We start from the raw sequence: 19,089 nt of genomic DNA on the forward strand, positions 1-19,089 counted from the left end.
ATGGCGTAAGTGGTCGCCGGACCAGGTCGAGCCGGGTCCGGTAAGAAGTGACTGGAAAGAGGGATACGGCGACGCGTCGCCGAACGGATGCGGTTAGATGACCCGCACCCCGCGCAGGTTGAGTGCGGAGTCGCGCCAGAAGGCGTCGTTCTCGAAACGGCGAAACACATCCGGCGGCAATACGCTGCGGCGTTCGCGCACCTCGATCTTCCTGCGCACGGTGTGCAGCCCCGGCGTGCCTGCGCGCAGGTCGAACTCGTCGGCGTTGTAGCTGACGTTGTCGAAGTCGTGCGCAAACGCCGGCTCGCCGATGAAGTCGTAGACCGCCTTCAGCGCACCGGCGGGATCGCTCACCAGCGTCTCGTACTGCAGCAGCATCAGGTTCGCGGTGTCTTCGCCGTAATACGCTTCCTTCAGTGCGTTGTAGGCGAAGCCGACCATGCCGTCGCCGTTGGCGAGCCCCTCGCTGCGCGAGTAGACCGTGCCGCCGGGCTGGTAGTTGAAGATGGACGACGGCTGGAAGGTGTTGCGGCGGACCAGCTGCTCGATGCTGTCGATGATCCACGGCATATGGCGCACGCAGGCGATCACCTTGGCCTCGGGAAAAAGCTCCTTCAGGATGCGCAGCTTGCTGCACCAGAGGCGGTTGGTATCGAACAGCACCCCGGCCGTGAATTCCGGTCCGTAGTAGTCGTCGAAAAGGCCTCCCAGAATCCGGCGACGCTGCGCGTCGGAGATGAACACCGAATACTCGTTGCGACCGCTCATCTCGCCCTGCAGCGTGTTGAACAAGCCGCCGACGGGGCCGCTCATGCCCGCGTGGAAACGGGTGTTCTGGCGCAGGAGCCCTGCCAGCAAGGTAGAACCGGATCTCGGCAAACCCGAGATGAAGTGAATATTGCGCAAGCCGTTCCTCCAACCGTATTTCGATGGAAAGCAAACAAAGCAAAGGGCGCGTCGGACCTGCGTGCGGAGAGCGATTTGCAACGCACTCGTCCACGCACAAAGCCCGACGTTTTCCATGACCGAGACAGCCCGACCGTCACTCGCTAGCAAATGCGAGGTTTATTGTCAGCGACATACATCACAGTTATCGAATGCTAAGCGGAGGGCGCGGGAAGCGACATGTCTGTGCGTCGCATTCTCGGTACGCAGATGCCGGAATCACGCCGTCCGGACGAACGCGGCCTCAGTCGAGTTCGGTCAGGCTATGGGCCCAGCGTCGTGTCATGAAGTCGATCGACGGGTCCTGCGCGCCTCGGATGCTGGCCGCGCGGTAAGCACCCGGCGCTGTGCCGAAGGCCTGCTTGAACAGGCGGCCGGCGTGGCTCTCGCCGGAGAAGCCCGACAAGGGCGCCAGGTCGGCCAGCGATTGGCTGTCGCATGCCCGGTCGTCCAGCCGTTCGCGCAGCTGCTGCAGCCGGCGCAGCTGGATGAAGCGGTTCACGCCGCCCTGGGCCTCGAACAGGCGATACAGGCTGGCGCGCGAGATGCCGATTGCCGTAACGATGTCCTGCACCGACAAGTCGCGGGCACCGAGACGCGCCTCGATCGCGCGCTGGGCCGCTTCGCGGCGCACATATTCCAGCCGGTAAAAGTCGGACCGCGCGCCTGTGCCGCCCGGGTTGATCGCTATCGAGAGCAGGTCCACCAGCGTGCGCGTGACGGCGGGCTGGGCGCCAGGCGGCAGACGAGACGCCTGTTCGACCAGCGCACGCAGCAACGCGCCCAGCAGCGCTCCGTCCCGCGCCCGGATCCGAACACCATGCAGACCATCGAGGCTGCCGGCAGCCGCCCGCACAGCGTCTCGCGCCAGGCTGACCGTAATGAGGCGCACGGAACGAGCGCCGCTTTCCATGGCTTCGCAGGTATCGAGCAGCAAGGTCTCCCCCGGAGCGACCGGCACCGCCGCGCCATGGGGACCGCCAACCAGTTCACCACTGACCACCTGATGCAGCACGAAATGATCGAACCCGTCCCCCGCCACCCGCTCCCGGCGACGATGGCGGACGCCGCCGTACTCCCTGTCGAACAGCAGCATCCGGTCCATCCGCCAGCTGCGGACGCGGGCAAAAAACGGGTCCGCCGTGCGCTCCACGTCCGTACCCATGGCGTAGAGATCGCAGTACCGCGCGAAGGCATCGTCCGGATCGTATGCTGCGCTGTCGAACGCGAACATCTCGCTCACCCGGCAGCCTCCACCACCGCGTCGCGCCAGCCCGCGCGCGCCAGCAACGCCGACACGATGCCGAAGGCCGCCGCGCCCGCACACACCATGTACAACGCAGTGGACAGGCCACGGCCGCCCATGCCGATGCCGTCGCTGACCAGTCCCGCGAAGAATGGCCCCAGCCCCACGCCCAGCACGGTAATGAAGGCGAGAAACAGGCGCAGTCCGGCATCGCGCAAAGGCACGGGCAGTATCGATGGCAGCCCTGCCAGCGCGGCCACGGCCGCGACGTCGCCGACTAGGTAGGTGAGTGTCAGGAAACCGCAGGCCGTCGTTGCCGACGACGCCCGCAATACCGCCCAGAGCAAGGGAACGGCAAGCAACAGCGCGCCCGCCACGACGGCCATCGGCGTCACTCTTTTCCCGCGCCTATCGACCAGGATACCGGCGATCAGATGGCCCAGTGGCGCGGTGACCAGCAGCGCGGCGCCGAATGCGAGCGCCGCGGTGGCGGGCACCAGCCCTTCCTCGCGATGCAGCACCGAAGGCGCCCATGCGCCGATGGTCTGCACGATCAACACACTGGCTCCAGCGCCGCAAAAGTACGCGCACACCAGCCCGGGGCGCCGCCGAAACGCGGCCACTATCTGCCCGGGGACCGCCACGGGAGGCGGCGCCGCCGGCGACCACTCGGCGCGGCGCAGCAGCATGGCCATGAGAATGAGGTTCGGCGCGGCCATGAGCAGGAACAGCAGACGCCAGTGCGCATGGCCCAAAGCAGGCACCCACCGCGCGAGCAGAGCCAGCGCCGCACCGCCTCCAAGGAGAGCCACGCTGCGCCCGACCACCGCTGCCGCCGTGAACACGGCCATCGAACGGGCTCGCCACCGCGGCGCCGAGCCTTCCACGATCAAGCCCAGCGCCAGCGGCACGAAGGCCGCCTGTCCCAGCCCCACCAGCGCGCGGGCGGCGACCAGCACGCCGAATGATTGTCCCAGTGCGAAAGCCGCCATGCCGAGCACCCATAGGGCGACACAGCCCGCCAGCAGGCGAAAACGATGCCGCGAGCTCGCCAATGGCCAGCTCGCAAGCATGCCGACGACATAGAGCAGAACGAAGGCCGGACCATCCAGCAGCCCCAGCTGGGCGTCCGAGAGGCCTAGATCGGCTTTCAGCAAGGGCGCCGCCACGGCAGGCAGATTGCGGTCAGCGAAAGCCGCACAATGACCAAGGGCGAGCAGGCAGATGAGCGAAACGGAGATATTCCCCGAGGTTGAACGAACGTTGGGCAACGGCATTTTTCTCGGACCGAAGATGAGAGAACGGATCGAGTTCGCGATGATTCCTGCCCCAGGTACTCCGCCTGTGCGGCGACAAGCTAAGCAATGGCCGTGCCATGCGGGTGTTCAATTGTGACTGGTGTCACACTTTGGCTCGCCGACGGGGGTGGCGGAAGGCGCCGAATTGTGATGCCGTGCGAGGTCACCTTGTGACCTCGCGACTGACGTGATGCGTGCCCGTGTCGACGTGACCGCACATGTATATCCGTCTCCCATGGACACTTTGAATAACCACGATTTGTAGGAGCGCACCTTGTGCGCGAAACTCCTCGTCACCGCAGCGCACCGTGCTTTCGCGCACAGGGTGCGCTCCTACCAAGTGCCAGAAGCGGGTTATTCGAGATTCCCCCATGCACCTCGATGTGCCGATGGCTTGTAGTCACCTCTCAGCATTGTGGGTACGCCTACGTCGGCTTCGCTCAAAAAACGAAAATCCGGCTGGCGGATTTGTGTATTTCCAAGCCATGCACTGCGTGCGAGGCTCGATGCTCTCGGGGTGATCGAGGGACAGAAAGTGAAGCGTCTCCTGCTTGGCCTGATCGGCGGGCTGGTCTTTTCCCTAGCTCAGGCCTCCGTGACCGTCAAGGAAGTCAGCTACCGCGGCGACGACAGCGGCCCGGTGCCTTCGCGGACGCAGTACCGCAACCCGGTGCTGGCCGGCTTTTATCCCGACCCTTCGGCGATCCGGGTCGGCGACGACTTCTACCTGGTCAATTCCTCGTTCGGCTATTTTCCCGGACTGCCGATCTTCCACAGCCGCGACCTGGTGAGCTGGACGCAGATCGGCAACGCGATCGACCGTCCCGGCCAGATCGACTATGGCCACCACGAGTTGACACGCGGCCTGTTCGACGCCTCGATCAGCCATCACGGCGATACGTTCTACATCACCAATACCTGCTTCTATTGCGATGGCGGGAATTACGTCATCACGGCGAAGCATCCGGCCGGCCCGTGGTCCAACCCGGTCTGGCTGGGCATCGAAGGCATCGACGCCCTCGCTGTTCTTCGATGACGACGGCACGGCCTGGCTGGTCAACAACGGTTTGCCGCAGGGCAAGCTGCGCTACGAGGGGCACCGTGCGATCTGGATCCAGCAGTTCGACGTGTCCACGATGAAGCTGGTCGGCCCGCGCAAGGTGATCGTCGACGGCGGCGCGAATCCCGCGGCCAGGCCGGAGTACATCGAAGGCCCGCATCTGTTCCGGCGCGACGGTCATTACTACCTGACCGCAGCCGAGGGCGGTACCGGCGAGCAACATGCGGAGATGGTCTTTCGCAGCCGCACCGTCACCGGCCCTTACGTGCCGTGGGCCGGCAACCCGACACTCACCCTGCGCGACCTTCCCGCCGACCACGCCCATCCGGTGACGTCGACGGGCACGCGCAGTTGGTCGAGCTGAAAGACGGTTCCTGGTGGGCGGTGTTCCTGGCGACCAGTCCTTATCGCGGGAATCAGTACAACCTGGGCCGCGAAACCTTCCTGCTGCCGGTGACATGGCGCGACGGCTGGCCGGTGATCCTCGCGCGCGGCGAACGCGTGCCGCTGGTGGAACAGCGCCCTGCCTTGCCGCGCGATCCGCAGGCAACACCGATGAGCGGCGCTTTCCGCTGGAGCGAACGCTTCCGCGCGCCGAGGTTGCCGATGCCGTGGATGACGATCGACGTTCCGCGCCGGTCCTGGTATGCCACCGGCAGCGGCGGGCTTCGCATCGAGCCGTCGGCGACGCCGCTGGGCAGTTACGAGTCGGGCCAGCCCGCCTACATCGCCCACCGGCTGCAGCACCACAAGGCCATGATCAGCATGCGGCTGGACGGACACCAGCTGGCTCCCGGCGAACAAGCGGGACTCGCCTTGCTGCAGAACGAAACGCACTTCTATGCCGCCGGCCTGACACGCGACCCAGCGGGCAGTTCGCTGGTGCTCTACCGGCGCAACGGAAAGGACGATCCGCCCGCCGGCGTTGCGCTGCGCCGTGTCGCGCTCGGCTTCCGTCTCCATCCGTTTCCGGTTGGGCGGCCCGCGCCTCGACGTCTTCTACGCTGTCGGCGCGAACGAATGGCGCCCTCTGCTGCGGGGGCTGGATGCCGGTCTGCTGAGCACCGCCAGCGCGGGCGGCTTCACCGGAGTGACGTTCGGTCCTTATGCTTATCGGCCGAATCCGGCCGACTGACACCTCGATCGCCTGGCCTCAGAGCTTGGCGGGATCGATCACCACGTGCTTGATACGCAGCCGCTTCCATGTGTAGACGATATGAACCCGTCCATCGCGGCTCTGGATGACCGCCGGATAGGAGAACTCGGCGGCGGGCGTGTCTTCCAGGGTCAGCACTTTCGTCCAGTGTTCGCCATCGCGGGAGACGGCGACGGCGAGCGTGCCGCGCCCGTCCCACCAGTCCTTGCCGGACCGCGTGGGGTTGTAGACCAGCAGCGCGCGATGGTCGGCCAGCATCACCGCGTCGATGCCGGAATTCGGATTCGGCAGCGAGAGCAGCTTCAGCGCCGACCACGTGCGTCCGCCATCGCCGGAGCGCGTCGTGAAGAGGCGGTTCTGCCGGGTGCGGCCGATCGCCTGCAGGCTGCCATCGCTCCACGCGAGCAGGCTGGGCTGGATCGCCTCGATCGCATCGGGGTTCGCGATCGGCGCACTCCATGTCCAGGTGCGGCCGTCATCGGTGGAGCGCTCGAAGTGAATGCGCCAGCGACCCAGCTCGGTGCTGGAGGGGCTGACGATGCTGCCGTCGGCCAGTTGCACCGGCTTGTCCTTGATCGGACCGAGCACGCCGCGGGGGAGCCGCTGCGCCGCCGACCAGTGCATGCCATCGTCGTGCGACGTCTTCAGCATGCCCCACCAGTGCGCCGGATCGGGACCGACCTTGTAGAACAGCATCAGCAGGCCGCCACGTGGATGGAACAGCACGGGATTCCAGCAGGGCTGGTGCGACCCGTCCGGCTGTACTCCGTCGGCGACTTCGGCCGGCGCGGCCCAATGCCCGCCCCGCTGTCGCGCCAGCCAGATGCCCACGCCAGGATCGCGCTCCTGCCTGCCGCCGAACCAGGCGACCACGAGTCCCGACGGCGTATCGACAACCGTCGATGCGTGGCTTTGCATGGTCGGCGGCGAAGCGCTGACGAACTCGCTGAGGACGATGGCCTTCGCGTTCGCCGTCGCTGCCATGCAGGAATGCGCGGGCAGCAGAAAACCGAGGCAACCGACGATCCGCACTGCCTTTCGAATATCGATTTTTACGGTTGACATGCGCGCTAATTGCAACCTCTAATGGCCAAATCCATATGGACGTTTTTACGTCCATACAAAGAAACCACGACACGGAGAACATGATGCCGATCACTCGCCGCTTTCTGCGCCAGGCTGCCGTCGCCTGCGCCGCACTGTGGATCGGCACGGCGTCGGCACAGAACTTCGCCGATGTGAAGCCGTCGCCGCAGCAAACGCACTGGCAGGACCTCGAGTTCGGCGTCATCGTGCATTTCGGCACCAATACCTTCCTCGATCGCGAATGGGGCGACGGCACCGCCAGTCCCAGGGTGTTCAATCCCGACCATGTCGACCCCGACCAGTGGGCACGCGCGGCCAAGTCCGCCGGCGCCCGCTACCTGGTGCTGGTGGCCAAGCATCACGACGGTTTCGCGCTGTGGCCGACCGATGAGAGCGACTATTCGGTGAAGGCCAGTCCGTGGATGCACGGCAAGGGCGATCTGGTGCGGATGACGGAGCAGGCGGTGCGCAGGCAAGGCATGGAATTCGGCATCTACCTGTCGCCGTGGGATCGCCACGAACCGAAGTACGCCGACGCCAAGGCCTACGACAAGTTCTACATCGCGCAGTTGAACGAACTGGTCCAGCACTACGGGCCGCTGGTCGAATGGTGGCTCGACGGCGCCGGCAGCGCCGGCCATCTCTACGACTTCAGGAAATACGTCGAGGAGCTGCGCACCTACCAGCCCAACACGCTGATCTTTGCCGACGTGTCGCTGTTCGGCTACGGCGACATCCGCTGGGTCGGTCAGGAGGATGGCCACATCCGCGGCGAGAACTGGAACACGATCGATCGCCACGGCGAACTGCGCTGGCGCCCGGTGGAGGTGGACACGCCGCTGCACAAGTTGCAGTGGTTCTGGCATCCGGACAGCGACAAGACGCTGAAGAGCATCGATGAGCTGGTCGACATCTGGGAGAACAGCGTCGGCCTCGGCGGCCAGCTGATGCTGGGCATCGCGCCGAACCGCCACGGCCTGCTGCCCGACGCCGACGTCGCCCGGCTGAAAGCCTTCGGCGCGGCGCTGCAGGCGCGCTACGGCGTGGACAAGGACCTGGCCCGCCAGCACACCTCCACCGGCGCCAACGTCGCCGCCGCGCTGGACGGCGACCGCGACACCTTCTGGTCGGCGCCGGGCGACTCGCATCAGGCGACGCTCGAAGTCGATTTCGCGCAGCCGGTGACGATAGACCACGCGCTCACCATGGAGTGGTTGAACGCAGGCCAGCAGGTGCAGAAATACGCGATCGAGGCATGGACGAACAGCGGCTGGACCACCGTGGCCGGGGCCGAAGCGATCGGCCACATGAAGATCGACCGCTTCGCGCCGGTGACCACGAGCAAGGTGCGCCTGCGCATTCTTTCCAGCGTCGGCCCCGCGCGCATCCGCGAATTCCAGCTGTTCCACGTCGGCCGCTGATCCGGCGAAATCCCCTGCAAGAGCGACTGTAAGAGCGACTTCAGCCGCGATGGCCGCGCCTGCGGCCCGCGCCATGGCGATGCGGATGTCCGATGAACGACGTGCATGGCGGCGCACTGCGTGCGCATCGCGACTGAAGTCGCTCCCACATGATTCATGGCACATGATTCATGGGCGATCCCCGTCAGCCGCGCAGCAGCTCGGGATGACGGTGATGCAGGTCGATGATGAGTTCGCCGAACAGCGTGTTGGCCCAGGCGAACCAGGGGCGCGTGAAGTGCGAAGGGTCGTCCTGGTCGAACGCTTCGTGCATGAAGCCGGTGCCGGCATCGGTGTCGCGCAGCCATGCCAGGCACTGGCGGATCTCGGCGGGGTCGTCGCTGGTCAGCGCACGCATCATGATGGCCATCGGCCAGATCATGCGCAGGCCTTCGTGCGGGCCGCCGATGCCTTCGGCCGCGGTGCCCTTGAAGAAGTATGGATTGCGCTTGCTCCATGCCAGCGCGCGGGTACGTCGGTATAGCGGATCCGCGCGTTCGCAGCAGCCCAGGTAGGCCAGGCTCAGCAGTCCCGGCGCATTGGCGTCGTCCATGAAAAGCTGGTTGCCGAAGCCGTCGATTTCGTAGGCCCACACCTCGCCGCCGTCGGCATCGCGCATGCGGCCATCGCGCTGCACCGCCTGCTCCACTTCGCTCGCCAGCGCTTCGCACTCGGCGGCGAAATTCCCGTCGCGATGAAGGGCGCGGCTCATCTGCGCCAGCTGGCGCAGCACGACCACGGCGAACAGGTTGGCCGGCACGAACAGCGGATACAGACAGGCGTCGTCGGAGGGACGGAACATCGAGTGGATCATGCCGTTCGGCCGGGTCGGATTGCCGTAGCCGCCGAGGAACTGGCTCTCGGTGGGAACCGGCGAAGGACGCTGAAAATGGTATGGCCCCGGCCCGTGCTTGCGCTGCTGCTCGCGGAAGGTTTCGAGCACGCGCAGCATGGCCGCGCGCCAGTCGTCGTCGAACGGCTCGGTGTCGCCGGTGGCCTGCCAGTAACCGTGGGCCAGGCGGATCGGATAGCACAGCGAATCGATCTCCCATTTGCGTTCGCCCACGCCAGGCTTCATGTCGGTCTGGTCGTGCCGCGCCCAGCGCAGCGGCGGGGCATGCGGATCGGGCATGAAGGCGTTGGCATAGGGATCGAGCCGGATGCAGCTGGCCTGACGGCGGATCAGGCCGCGGAACAGCCGCCGCAGCGCGGGATCGTTCCTGGCCAGCGGCAGGTAGGGATGCACCTGCGCCGACGAGTCGCGCAGCCACATGGCATCGATGTCGCCGGTGATGATGAAAGTGTCCGGCTTGCCGTCGCGGGTGCCCAGCTCGACCGTGGTGTCCAGCGTGTTCGGGTAGCAGTTCTCGAACATCCACGCCAGCTTCGGATCGCCGATCGCCGCCTTCACCGCCGCCAGCTGGCGCTCCACGGCCTCGCTGACGAACTTGCGCCGGCCCGGCAACGGCCGCTTGCCGGGGAACTGCGAACGCGCGCCCGCGATGGCGCTGCCAGGCAGGACGCCGGCGAAGGCACCTGAGACGGCAGCGGTGCCGATCAATTTCAGAATGTCGCGACGGGTGGGCATGGTGTCGGTCTCCTGCAGCGTTCGTCTTCAGCGCGGCAGCGCGGCGCGGCCGACGACGGTGAATGTGGCGGTGACTCCCTCGGTGGTGCCGGGCTGGCCGCCGCCGATGAACAGACGATACCGCCCTGCTTCGACCGCACGAAGGCCGGCGGCATCGACCAGGCTGAGCTGGCGCGGCGACAACTCGAAACGGACCCGGCGGCTTTCGCCGGCAGCGAGGTGCACGCGGCGGAAACCGACCAGGGCATGCCGCGGTGCCAGCGGTGCCGCCGGCGGATCCAGATACACCTGCACCACTTCGTCGCCGGCGCGCTGGCCGGTATTGCGCACATCGACACTGACCGTCAGCGGCTGGCCCGCCTGCAGGGAATGTCGATCAGCCGGTGTTGTCGTGGGAGCGGCTGCGGCCGCGACGGAGATGCGACGGCATGATTCCTCCTCGCGAGAGGCCTTGTCGCGACTGAAGTCGCTCCCACACTCCCGCGGGCGTTGCGCCGAAGTCGGTTTTTCCCGCGATGCCGGCATGGACAGTTCCAGTCCGCCATACGCGAAGCGCGTATAGCTCAGCCCGTAGCCGAACGGATACAGCGGTGTGCCGGAGAAATAGCGATAGGTGCGCTCCTTCATCGCATAGCTGACGTAGGGCGGCAGGTCCTTGGTCGAACGGTAGAACGTCACCGGCAGGCGACCGCCCGGGTTGTAGTCGCCCGCCAACGTCTGCGCGATGGCGCGGCCACCTTGTTCGCCCGGATACCAGGCGGCGAGGATCGCATCGGCGTGCTGCTGCGCCCAGTTCAATGCCACCGCGCTGCCCGACATCAGCACCACCACCAGCGGCTTGCCGCTGGCGGCGACGTCTTCGAGCAAGGCGCGTTGCGGCGCCGGCAACGCGATGTCGGTGCGGTCGCCGCCGTCGAAGCCCGGCACGTCGATCTGCAACTCCTCGCCCTCGACATCCGGCGACAAGCCGACGAAGGCGATCACCGCATCGGCGCGCCGCACCGCCGCCTCTGCCCGGGCCAGCTGTGCCGCGGGCGGTGCCAGCCATTGCAGGCGCACGCCCTGATCCTGTCCGCTGTGCACCAGTTCCAGCCGGATCGCACGTGGACGCGTGTCGGCGAAGTGCAAGGTCGCCTCGACATGCGTGCCGTCGCCATCGTCGACGGCCACCGGCTTGCCGTCCACGTACAGGCGCACCGGATCGTGCCCGGCACAATCGAAGCAGCGGTCGACATGCACCACCAAGGTGTAGTCGCCGGCGCCGGGAGGAACCAGCTCGCCGTTCCAACGCACCGCGTAACGGTCTGCGCGCAACCCCTGAACCGGCGCGACATGGTCCCAGTCGAAATCGATCGTGCGATCGGTGCGGGTGATGCGCGGCTTTCCGCTGAAATCGAGCGTGTCGTAATAATCGCCCTTCAGTCCGATATCGGCGCCGGTGCGCAACGCGCTCTCGGGAACCGCCACCGGCACGCCGTCGGCGATCGGCGTGCCTTGCGCATAGCTCACATGGTCGGCGCCGAAACGCTGGCGCAGTCCCTGCAGCGGGGTGACCGGCGCTCGGGCGGTGCCGTGATAGTTCGCTTCAAGCGTTTCCACGGTGTCGGCGTTCGGACCGATCACCGCCAGCCGCAACCCGGCGCGCAGCGGCAGGGTCGCGTGCGCATTCTTCAGCAGCACCATCGACTGCAGCGCAGCCTGCAGCGCCAGCTGACGATGCGCCTCGCTGTCGACCCGGTCCGGACCGATGTCCGCATACCGGCCGCCCCTCTTCGCGCCCAGCTCGCCCAGACGGTAACGGGCGGCGAACAGCCGCACGAGCGCGGTGTCCAGCACCGGCTCTTTCACGTAGCCCTTGCGCACGGCCTCGAGCAGGTCGGCATAGGCGTAACCGCAATCCAGGTCGGTGCCCGCGCGGAGCGCGGCGGCGGACGACTGCGCGTTGTCCGGCTTGAAGTAATGAAACCTGGTCATGTCGTCGACGGCATCGCAGTCGGACACGACATAGCCGGCGAAATCCCAGTCGCCGCGCAACCGCGTGGCGAGCAGCCAGCGGTCGGCGCACACCGGCGTGCCGTGCAATGCGTTGTAGGCGCACATCACCGAGCCGGCCTGGCCCTCGGTGATCGCGGCGCGGAACGCGGGCAGATACGTGGCTTCCAGATCATGCGGCGAGACATCCACGTCGAACCCGTGGCGGCCCGGCTCCGGCCCGCTGTGCACGGCCAGATGCTTGGGCGTGGCAATGGCTAGCGGATGCAGCGGATCGTCGCCTTGGACACCGCGGATGAAGCCGACCGCGAGCCGGCCGGTCAGGTACGGATCCTCGCCGTACGTTTCCTGTCCTCTGCCCCAGCGCGGATCGCGGAAGATGTTGATGTTCGGCGACCAGATCGTGAGCCCTTGATACCTCGCGTGATCGCGGCCGGCGCCGACGGCGTTGAATTTCGCGCGGGCCTCGATGGAAACCGTGCGGCCGACCTGCTGCAGCAAGTCGGGATTCCAGCTGGCCGCCAGCCCGATCGCCTGCGGGAACACGGTGGCGTAACCATTGCGGGCGATGCCGTGCAGGCCTTCGCTCCACCACTCATACGCCGGTATGCCGAGCCGGGGGATCGCCGGTGCGGCGCTCTGCAGCTGCGCGACTTTTTCCGGCAGCGTCATCTTCGCCACCAGCGCTGCGGCGCGCGCGTGATCGTCAGACGGTGCAGCCGCATGGACGCCGATAGCGGCCACGCTGGCCATGCCAAGCACGAATTTGCGGAAAAACCCGCCGCGCCATGTCGCGCCCACGGCGGGCACCGACCTCATCGCGCCGCACCCGCCATGACATCGGCCAGGTTCTGCACGGCCAGCGCCCGTCGCAGCGCATCGAGCCCGGCCTTGCTGTGCACGACCAGGGCGACGCTCTGGCCGGGCAGGATATCGAACGCGTTGTCCGAGACGTCCGCATCGAGGTCGCCGAAAGACACCCACACGTCGCGCGCCAACGCGGCGGCCGTCAAGGTCAGCCGATAGCCGCCGGTGGTAGTTTCCCACTGCGTGCGGATCTGCGGCGACGGCAGCTGCAGGTTCTTCGCTTCATCGAAGAACACCAGGTTGCGCGATACGGTGTTGCTGCCATCGAGCAGTTCGAACACGGCGAAGCTCGCACGCGGATCGGCTCCCGCAAGCAGCTGGGCATCGGTGTAGCTCGCCACCTTGGTGCTGGCCAGCGGCGCCACGCTGATCTCCGCGGACCGCTCGCGCAGCACCTTGCCGGCGAAGTCCATCACCCGCAGGCGCCAATGCGCGGCCAGCGGCGTGGTGCGATCGGACACCAGCGAGACGTCGGTGCTGCCGTGATGCCGCAGCGCGGCGATCAGCAGCGGCGCATAGAAACGGCGCGCATGGAACTGCAGCGCTTTCCAGCGGCCGTAATAGTCGATGCTGGACCAGGAGGCGCCGGGCCACACGTCGTTCAACTGCCAGTACAGCGAGCCCATCGCCTGCGGCCGCGCGGCGCGCAGGTGCTCGGCGGCCAGCTGGATGCCCTCGGCCTGCACTACCTGGCTGAGGTAGACGAACGAGGGGAAATCCTTCGGCTCGCCGAACTCGCGGCGGATGTACAGCAGCAGGCGCTTGTTGCCGTTGCCGCTGTCGTATTTCTGGTGCGCGCGCATCACCGGCGATTCCGGCTGCAGATCGCCCGCGTCGGCGAACGCGCGGATGGTGCGCATCTCCGGGAACGACTGCAGGCCGTACTCGGACTGGAAGCGCGGCGTGATGTCGAGGTATTCGGTGATCGGCTTGGCCTCGCCCGACCACACGTTCCAGTAGTGGTAGTCGCCGTCGTCCAGCACGTTGGCCGCGCCGTCGTAATCGGTGCTGGGCGAACTGGCCCAGTACGGCACGTCGCTGTCGTAACGCGTGACCACGTTGCGCAGCACATTGCTAAACAGGTTGACCATGCCGGTCACCACACGCTCCTGCTCGTCCGGGCCGATCGCCTTCTTGAACGCCTGGCGATCGGGCCACGACTCCCAGCCGGTCTGCACTTCGTTGTTGCCTGCCCACAGCACGATGCTGGGATGATCGCGCAAGCGCTTGACCTGCTCGATCGCCTCCTGCCGCACGTTTTCACGGTAGGCCACGTCGTACGGCGGGATCGCGCCGCCGAACATGAAGTCCTGCCAGATCATCAGGCCGAGCCGGTCGGCCATTTCGTAGAACTTGTCCGACTCGTAATAGCCGCCACCCCACATGCGCAGCATGTTCATGTTGGCGTCGCGGGCGGATTCGAGCACCTGGTGCATCTGCGCATCGCTCACCCGCGTGGGGAAGCTGTCGAACGGAATCAGGTTGGCGCCCTTGGCGAAAACCGGGATGCCATTGACGACGAACTCGAAACTCTTGCCCCACGCATCCTTCTGCCGCCGCAGCTCGACGGTGCGCAGGCCGGTGGCGTGTTCGGCGCGGTATTGCTCGCCCCCACCATCGGTCCGGGTGTCGCGGATGCTGGCCTTGAAGGTGTACATGTCCGGCGCGCCGTAGCCGGTCGGATACCACAACTTCGGATCGACGATGCGCAGCGGCAAGCCGATCGTATTGCTGCCCGGATCGACCGTGACCTCGCGCTCGACGCGGGCGACCGGCTTGCCGTCCGGTCCGATCACCTCGACGCCGACATGCAGCGGCCGGCTGACGTCGGCCTCGATCTCGAACTGCGCCTCGACCTGCGCGGCCTGCCGGCTGACATGGGTCTGCGCGACGTGGAAGTCGGCCACACGCAGCGCATCCCAGCTGTCCAGGTGCACGCTCTGCCAGATGCCTTCGGTGACGATGCGCGGACCCCAGTCCCAGCCGTACTGGTAGTTGGCCTTGCGCACATAGCCGGCGGTCTGCTTGCCCTTGGGCTCGTCGCCGAAGGCCGAATCGAATTCGCCCGGCAACGCGTACGGCTGCTTCAGCAGCCACGGCTGCAATCGCTTGATCGGCGAATACAACCGCACCTCCAGCGTGTTGCGGCCAGCGTGCAGCTGCGATTTCACCGGCACCCGCCAGCGCCGGAACATGTTGTCGGCCGCGAGCAGCTTGCGGCCGTTGAGGTAGACGTCGGCGAAGGTATCCAGGCCGTCCAGCACCAGATCGACATGCCCGCGCGCCAAGGTGGCGCGATCCACCTCGAAGGTCGTGCGGTACTCCCAGTCGGACAGGCCGACCCACTGGATCGCCGCCTCGTTGTCGCGCCGGAACGGATCGGCGACCAGCTTCGCCGCCAGCAAGTCGGTCTGCACCGTGCCGGGCACCGAGGCAGGCAGCCAGCCGGCCGCTTGCGGATGGGCCTTGGCCTGGCTGTCGCCGGGCGCGAGCCGGAACTGCCAGCCACCGTCCAGCCGCTGCACCGTCAATGGCGCCGCCAACGCCAGCGCCGGCATCGACAAGGCGAACAAGACAGCGACAGCCCGACACGCCGTCCGTAGAAATGGTCGTGGGAGCGACTTCAGTCGCGATGGCCGCGACAGCGGCCTGCCCCGAGCTACCGCGGCTCGATCGATACCGGCACCGCAGCGCACTGCGTGCGCTTCGCGACTGAAGTCGCTCCCACAGATATCACTCATTTCCCATCCTCCTTGGATACCGGCCTGACTGTAGGAGCGACCTCGGTCGCGATGGCCGCGCCAGCGGCCCGCACGGCGACAAGGCCACCGATCGATGCCGAACACCGCAGCGCACTGCGTGCGCTTCGCGACTGAAGTCGCTCCCACATCCGCTCCTGCCGATATCACTCATTTCCCATCCTCCTTGGATACCGGCCGGTGCCTGGCGGCCATGGCATGGTCCAGCAGTTGCACGGCTCCTATCGCGTACAGCGGCCCGCGGATCGGTGCGGTGAAACGCAGGCACAAGTCATGGTTGCCGGCATGCGGCGGCAGTGTGCCTTGCAGGTCGAAGCGCACACCGGGCGCGCCGCCCGCCGGCAGCGGCAGCCGCGCCAGCACGGTACCGTCGCACGTGTCCAGCCGCACTTCCAGTTCGCCTTGCGCTGAGTTTGCGGGATAGGCGACCACCTTGGCCTGGTCGTGGGCCAGTCCGTAGTTGCGGGCCAGCCGCGCCGCATCGACATGGATCGCCGCGACGCCATCGAGACGCGCCTGGGGATAGATCCAGCAGCTGTGGAACAGGTCGACGTTGTAGACCGGTGTGCCCGCACGATCGAGATCCGGCAGCAGCGGCACGCGCAAGCCGAGATCGCCGCCGGGGCAGGCATGCAGATCGCTGCTGCTGCGGGTCGACAGTGCAACGCGATCCAGCGTGCGCGTGCGCGCCGCGGCCAGCGGCGTGCCGTCGGCAGCGAACGCCAGCGCGCGTATCGTGGCCGGCAGCGTCACCTCGAACGGCGCGGCATACGCGGCAGACGCCATCGTCGGCGCGCTGCCGTCGACGGTGTAGCGGATGTCGCCGTAATGCGCCTGGTTGCCAAGGCTGACGCGAGCTTTGTTGGCGGCAAGTGCCGCGGCGGGCCCGCCCTCCAGCGTCGTCTCGACAGCGAATGCGCTGTCGGCGAAGGCGATGCCTTGCATGCGATAGCGCCGCAGCTGCGCGGGCAGGCGCGCGAGGAAATCCTGCCAGTCGTGCGACGCCTGAGGTGGCGACCACGCCCGCTCCGCGAGTGCATCGATGCGGGGGAAGATCGCGTGCTGCACATGCCAGCCCGAGGGCATGTATTCCGTCCACAACGCAGCTTCCAGGCCCAGCACGTGCCTGGCCTGCTCCGCATCGAGCGAAGCATCCACCGGCTCGAATGCATAGACCTTCGACAACGGCAGGATCGCCAGCCGTCCGCTGGGCTCGTCGGCGCTCGCGCTCTGCAGGTTGTCGAAGTACAGCGAGCCCGCAGGCGCGAGCACCACGTCGTGCCCGGCCTTGGCTGCGTCGATGGCGCCCTGGGTGCCGCGCCATGACATCACCGACGCGCTGGCAGGCAGGCCGCCTTCGAGAATCTCGTCCCAGCCGATCAGGCGCCGACCGTGCGCGGCGAGATAGCGGCCGATGCGATCGATGAACCAGCTCTGCAAGCCGTCCTCGTTCTTGATGCCGAGGGTGCGCATCTTCGCCTGCACCGCGGGCGAGGCCTTCCACTGATCCTTGATCGCCTCGTCGCCGCCGACATGGATGTAAGTGGAGGGGAACAGCGCCATGACTTCGTCGAGGACGTGCTCGATGAAAGCGAAGCTGGCGTCGTCCACGCCGTACAGGTATGGATTGACGCCCCAGTCTACGGAAACCGCGGGCCGCTCGTCGGTGACGCCGATCAGCCGGGGATACGCGGCCACGGCGGCCTGCGCGTGGCCGGGCATGTCCAGCTCCGGCACCACGGTGATGTGGCGGGCGGCGGCGTAGGCCACGATGTCGCGGATCTGCGCCTGGGTGTAGAAGCCGCCGTAGCGCTCGGGTTCGCCGCCACTGCCGGCGCCGGGCGGCGTACGCCAGGCACCGATCCGGGTCAGCTCCGGGTAGCGCCTGATCTCGATGCGCCAGCCCTGGTCGTCGGTGAGATGCCAGTGGAATACGTTGAGCTTGTGCTCGGCCATCGCATCGAGCAGCCGCTTGATGGTGGCGGGACTCTGGTAATGCCGCGCCACATCCAGCATCAGCCCGCGCCAGGCGAAGCGCGGCCAGTCGCGGATGGCCAGCGCCGGAACCCGGACCGCTCCGCGGGCGTTGTCCGGGGTCAGCAGCTGCCACAGCGTCATCGCGCCGTAGAACAGGCCGGCGTCGCTGCGCGCGCTGATGCGGATGCCCTGCGCGTCGACGTCCAGCGCATAACCCTCGGCCTGCTCGACCGCCGCGTGCGGATCCCGTTGCAGGCGGATGGCGTGGGCCGGCGCCGTGCCCTGCACGCGCACGGCCAGCGTGAGATGGCGCGTGCGATTCAACAGGTTGGCCAGCTCGTGCGCGGCGCGTGCCGCCGCGGCGTCGCCGGGCGATACCGAGATGACGGTGGCGGCGCTTACCTCGAAATGACCCGGCGCACGCTGGACTTGCGCCGGCATGGGAAGCAGCGGCAAAGCCGCGGCGGCGGCATCGCCGGCATGCGCCATCGAGCTGCAGATGCCGCCGGCCAGTGCGACGAACAGCAACACGCCCTGACGCAGGGCAACGCCGGCGGTCCTCGTGCGAAGCCCCATGCCCGACCTCATGGTCAGCGTTGCGCTGCGGGGAGCTCGTCCCAGACCTTCGGATCCTCGGCGCCCAGTACCCAGGAGCAGAAGCCTTCCAGGCCGTACTGCTTGGTCAGCGCGTAGCGGTCGCGGAAGCTGCGCGCGTCCGGCATGAACACCCACTCGCGCATGTCGTCGCGGTAGAAGTAATACCAGGACTCGTGCTCGACCGGATCCCACTGGACGCTTGCGCCCTGCTCCTTGGCCAGCGGAATGGATTCGTCGGCATCGATGTAGTCGGCGCTGATGTTGGAGGCCTCGGTGCCATCCGGTTTCACCGGATCGCCGGTGAACCAGTGATAGCCGTACAGCGCGATGCCCAGCGACAACTTTTCCTTCGGCACGACTTTCAGAGCGTACTGCAGATGCATGAGCGTCCACGGCATGCCGTCGACCGGTCCCGGCGTGGTCCAGCGCGTGTGCTGGTCATACGTCATCAGGCAGAGCAGGTCGGCGACCTTGCCCAGTGCCGCCAGGTCGTAGGCGCCGCGCCAGTACTGCCACATCCACTTGGAGAACTTGCCCTCGCCGGCGTGCCCCGGCGCGTTGGGAACTACTGCGATCGACAGTTTCAGGCCCTGCCTGTGCAGCGCTTCGGCAGTCTGTTTCGCCAGCAACGTGAAGGCGTCGCGATCGGTCCAGGAGACGTTCTCGAAATCGAACTGGAAGCCGCTGTAGCCATGCTCTTTCGCCTGCTGCAGCATCGAATCGATCATCTGGCGCTTGGCCGTCTCGTCGTGCAGCAGCGCGTGGAAGCCCTTGCGGCCGGCGGACATCGAGATGATCGGCATTACCGGCAGGCGATGCTGCTTCGCGATGTCGAGCACGTAGCGGTTCGGGCCGCCGTTGACCAGGCCCTGGTCGTCGACGCCGTACCAGGTCGGCACCAGCAAGCCGATCTTGTCGACATGGGCGACGAAGGAATTGACCGACTTCTGCGTGCTTATCAGGTAGAACAGAGCCGTCGGCTGCCTGGCGAAAACGGGGCCGCTGATCAGCATGGCGGCCAGCAACAGCCAGATGAATCGTTTCATGGGTATCCCCTG

The 19,089-nt window shown here is 66.8% G+C and carries 10 protein-coding genes and 1 pseudogene; 2 read left to right on the forward strand and 9 right to left on the reverse strand.

The features are described from left to right. Positions 1 to 93: 93 nt before the first annotated feature. From ACFPPB_RS09505 to ACFPPB_RS09515, 3 genes are all read right to left on the reverse strand, one after another. A complete protein-coding gene (locus ACFPPB_RS09505) occupies positions 94 to 906 on the reverse strand; it encodes a sulfotransferase family protein (RefSeq protein WP_377326526.1) in 813 nt (270 codons plus the stop codon). 283 nt (positions 907 to 1,189) lie between these two features. Beyond that, positions 1,190 to 2,179: a helix-turn-helix domain-containing protein gene (locus ACFPPB_RS09510; protein ID WP_377326527.1), complete on the reverse strand. Its 990-nt coding sequence runs from the start codon at positions 2,177 to 2,179 to the stop codon at positions 1,190 to 1,192. A 5-nt stretch (positions 2,180 to 2,184) separates the two neighbouring features. After that, positions 2,185 to 3,468: an MFS transporter gene (locus ACFPPB_RS09515; RefSeq protein ID WP_377326528.1), complete on the reverse strand. Its 1,284-nt coding sequence runs from the start codon at positions 3,466 to 3,468 to the stop codon at positions 2,185 to 2,187. 568 nt (positions 3,469 to 4,036) lie between these two features. On the opposite strand from ACFPPB_RS09515, the pseudogene ACFPPB_RS09520 reads away from it, so the two are divergent. After that, positions 4,037 to 5,684: pseudogene (locus tag ACFPPB_RS09520) on the forward strand (glycoside hydrolase family 43 protein). 18 nt (positions 5,685 to 5,702) lie between these two features. Here the strand turns inward: ACFPPB_RS09520 and ACFPPB_RS09525 are convergent. After that, a complete protein-coding gene (locus tag ACFPPB_RS09525) occupies positions 5,703 to 6,689 on the reverse strand; it encodes a sialidase family protein (protein WP_377326529.1) in 987 nt (328 codons plus the stop codon). A gap of 161 nt (positions 6,690 to 6,850) precedes the next feature. Between ACFPPB_RS09525 and ACFPPB_RS09530 the strand changes: the two genes are divergently transcribed. Next, positions 6,851 to 8,212: an alpha-L-fucosidase gene (locus tag ACFPPB_RS09530; RefSeq protein WP_377326530.1), complete on the forward strand. Its 1,362-nt coding sequence runs from the start codon at positions 6,851 to 6,853 to the stop codon at positions 8,210 to 8,212. A gap of 184 nt (positions 8,213 to 8,396) precedes the next feature. Here ACFPPB_RS09530 and ACFPPB_RS09535 read toward each other — a convergent pair whose 3' ends face one another. The 5 genes from ACFPPB_RS09535 to ACFPPB_RS09555 all read right to left on the reverse strand — a co-directional run bounded on the left by ACFPPB_RS09535 (position 8,397) and on the right by ACFPPB_RS09555 (position 19,077). Continuing rightward, positions 8,397 to 9,839, reverse strand: coding sequence for a glycoside hydrolase family 125 protein (locus ACFPPB_RS09535; protein WP_377326531.1), 1,443 nt, complete (start codon positions 9,837 to 9,839; stop codon positions 8,397 to 8,399). 27 nt (positions 9,840 to 9,866) lie between these two features. Continuing rightward, complete coding sequence (locus ACFPPB_RS09540; RefSeq protein ID WP_377326618.1) at positions 9,867 to 12,584, reverse strand: glycoside hydrolase family 3 protein; 2,718 nt, start codon at positions 12,582 to 12,584, stop codon at positions 9,867 to 9,869. A gap of 62 nt (positions 12,585 to 12,646) precedes the next feature. Next, positions 12,647 to 15,343, reverse strand: coding sequence for a beta-mannosidase (locus ACFPPB_RS09545; protein WP_377326619.1), 2,697 nt, complete (start codon positions 15,341 to 15,343; stop codon positions 12,647 to 12,649). 264 nt (positions 15,344 to 15,607) lie between these two features. Further along, positions 15,608 to 18,010, reverse strand: coding sequence for a family 20 glycosylhydrolase (locus ACFPPB_RS09550; RefSeq protein ID WP_377326532.1), 2,403 nt, complete (start codon positions 18,008 to 18,010; stop codon positions 15,608 to 15,610). 14 nt (positions 18,011 to 18,024) lie between these two features. Continuing rightward, positions 18,025 to 19,077 carry a glycosyl hydrolase family 18 protein gene (locus tag ACFPPB_RS09555; RefSeq protein WP_377326533.1) on the reverse strand — a complete coding sequence of 351 codons (1,053 nt, stop codon included), beginning with the start codon at positions 19,075 to 19,077 and terminating at the stop codon, positions 18,025 to 18,027. Between the last annotated feature and the right edge of the window lie 12 nt (positions 19,078 to 19,089).

The organism is Rhodanobacter terrae (genome assembly GCF_042657005.1).
Classification (GTDB): Bacteria; Pseudomonadota; Gammaproteobacteria; order Xanthomonadales; family Rhodanobacteraceae; genus Rhodanobacter; species Rhodanobacter terrae.

What these genes read in the sequence shown, in the direction of transcription:
- ACFPPB_RS09510 (WP_377326527.1), bottom strand. Translation starts at nt 2,179, where the DNA reads ATGTTCGCGTTCGACAGCGCAGCATACGATCCGGACGATGCCTTCGCG.
- ACFPPB_RS09515 (WP_377326528.1), bottom strand. Translation starts at nt 3,468, where the DNA reads ATGCCGTTGCCCAACGTTCGTTCAACCTCGGGGAATATCTCCGTTTCG.
- ACFPPB_RS09525 (WP_377326529.1), bottom strand. Translation starts at nt 6,689, where the DNA reads ATGGCAGCGACGGCGAACGCGAAGGCCATCGTCCTCAGCGAGTTCGTC.
- ACFPPB_RS09530 (WP_377326530.1), top strand. Translation starts at nt 6,851, where the DNA reads ATGATGCCGATCACTCGCCGCTTTCTGCGCCAGGCTGCCGTCGCCTGC.
- ACFPPB_RS09535 (WP_377326531.1), bottom strand. Translation starts at nt 9,839, where the DNA reads ATGCCCACCCGTCGCGACATTCTGAAATTGATCGGCACCGCTGCCGTC.
- ACFPPB_RS09540 (WP_377326618.1), bottom strand. Translation starts at nt 12,584, where the DNA reads ATGGCCAGCGTGGCCGCTATCGGCGTCCATGCGGCTGCACCGTCTGAC.
- ACFPPB_RS09550 (WP_377326532.1), bottom strand. Translation starts at nt 18,010, where the DNA reads ATGGGGCTTCGCACGAGGACCGCCGGCGTTGCCCTGCGTCAGGGCGTG.
- ACFPPB_RS09555 (WP_377326533.1), bottom strand. Translation starts at nt 19,077, where the DNA reads ATGAAACGATTCATCTGGCTGTTGCTGGCCGCCATGCTGATCAGCGGC.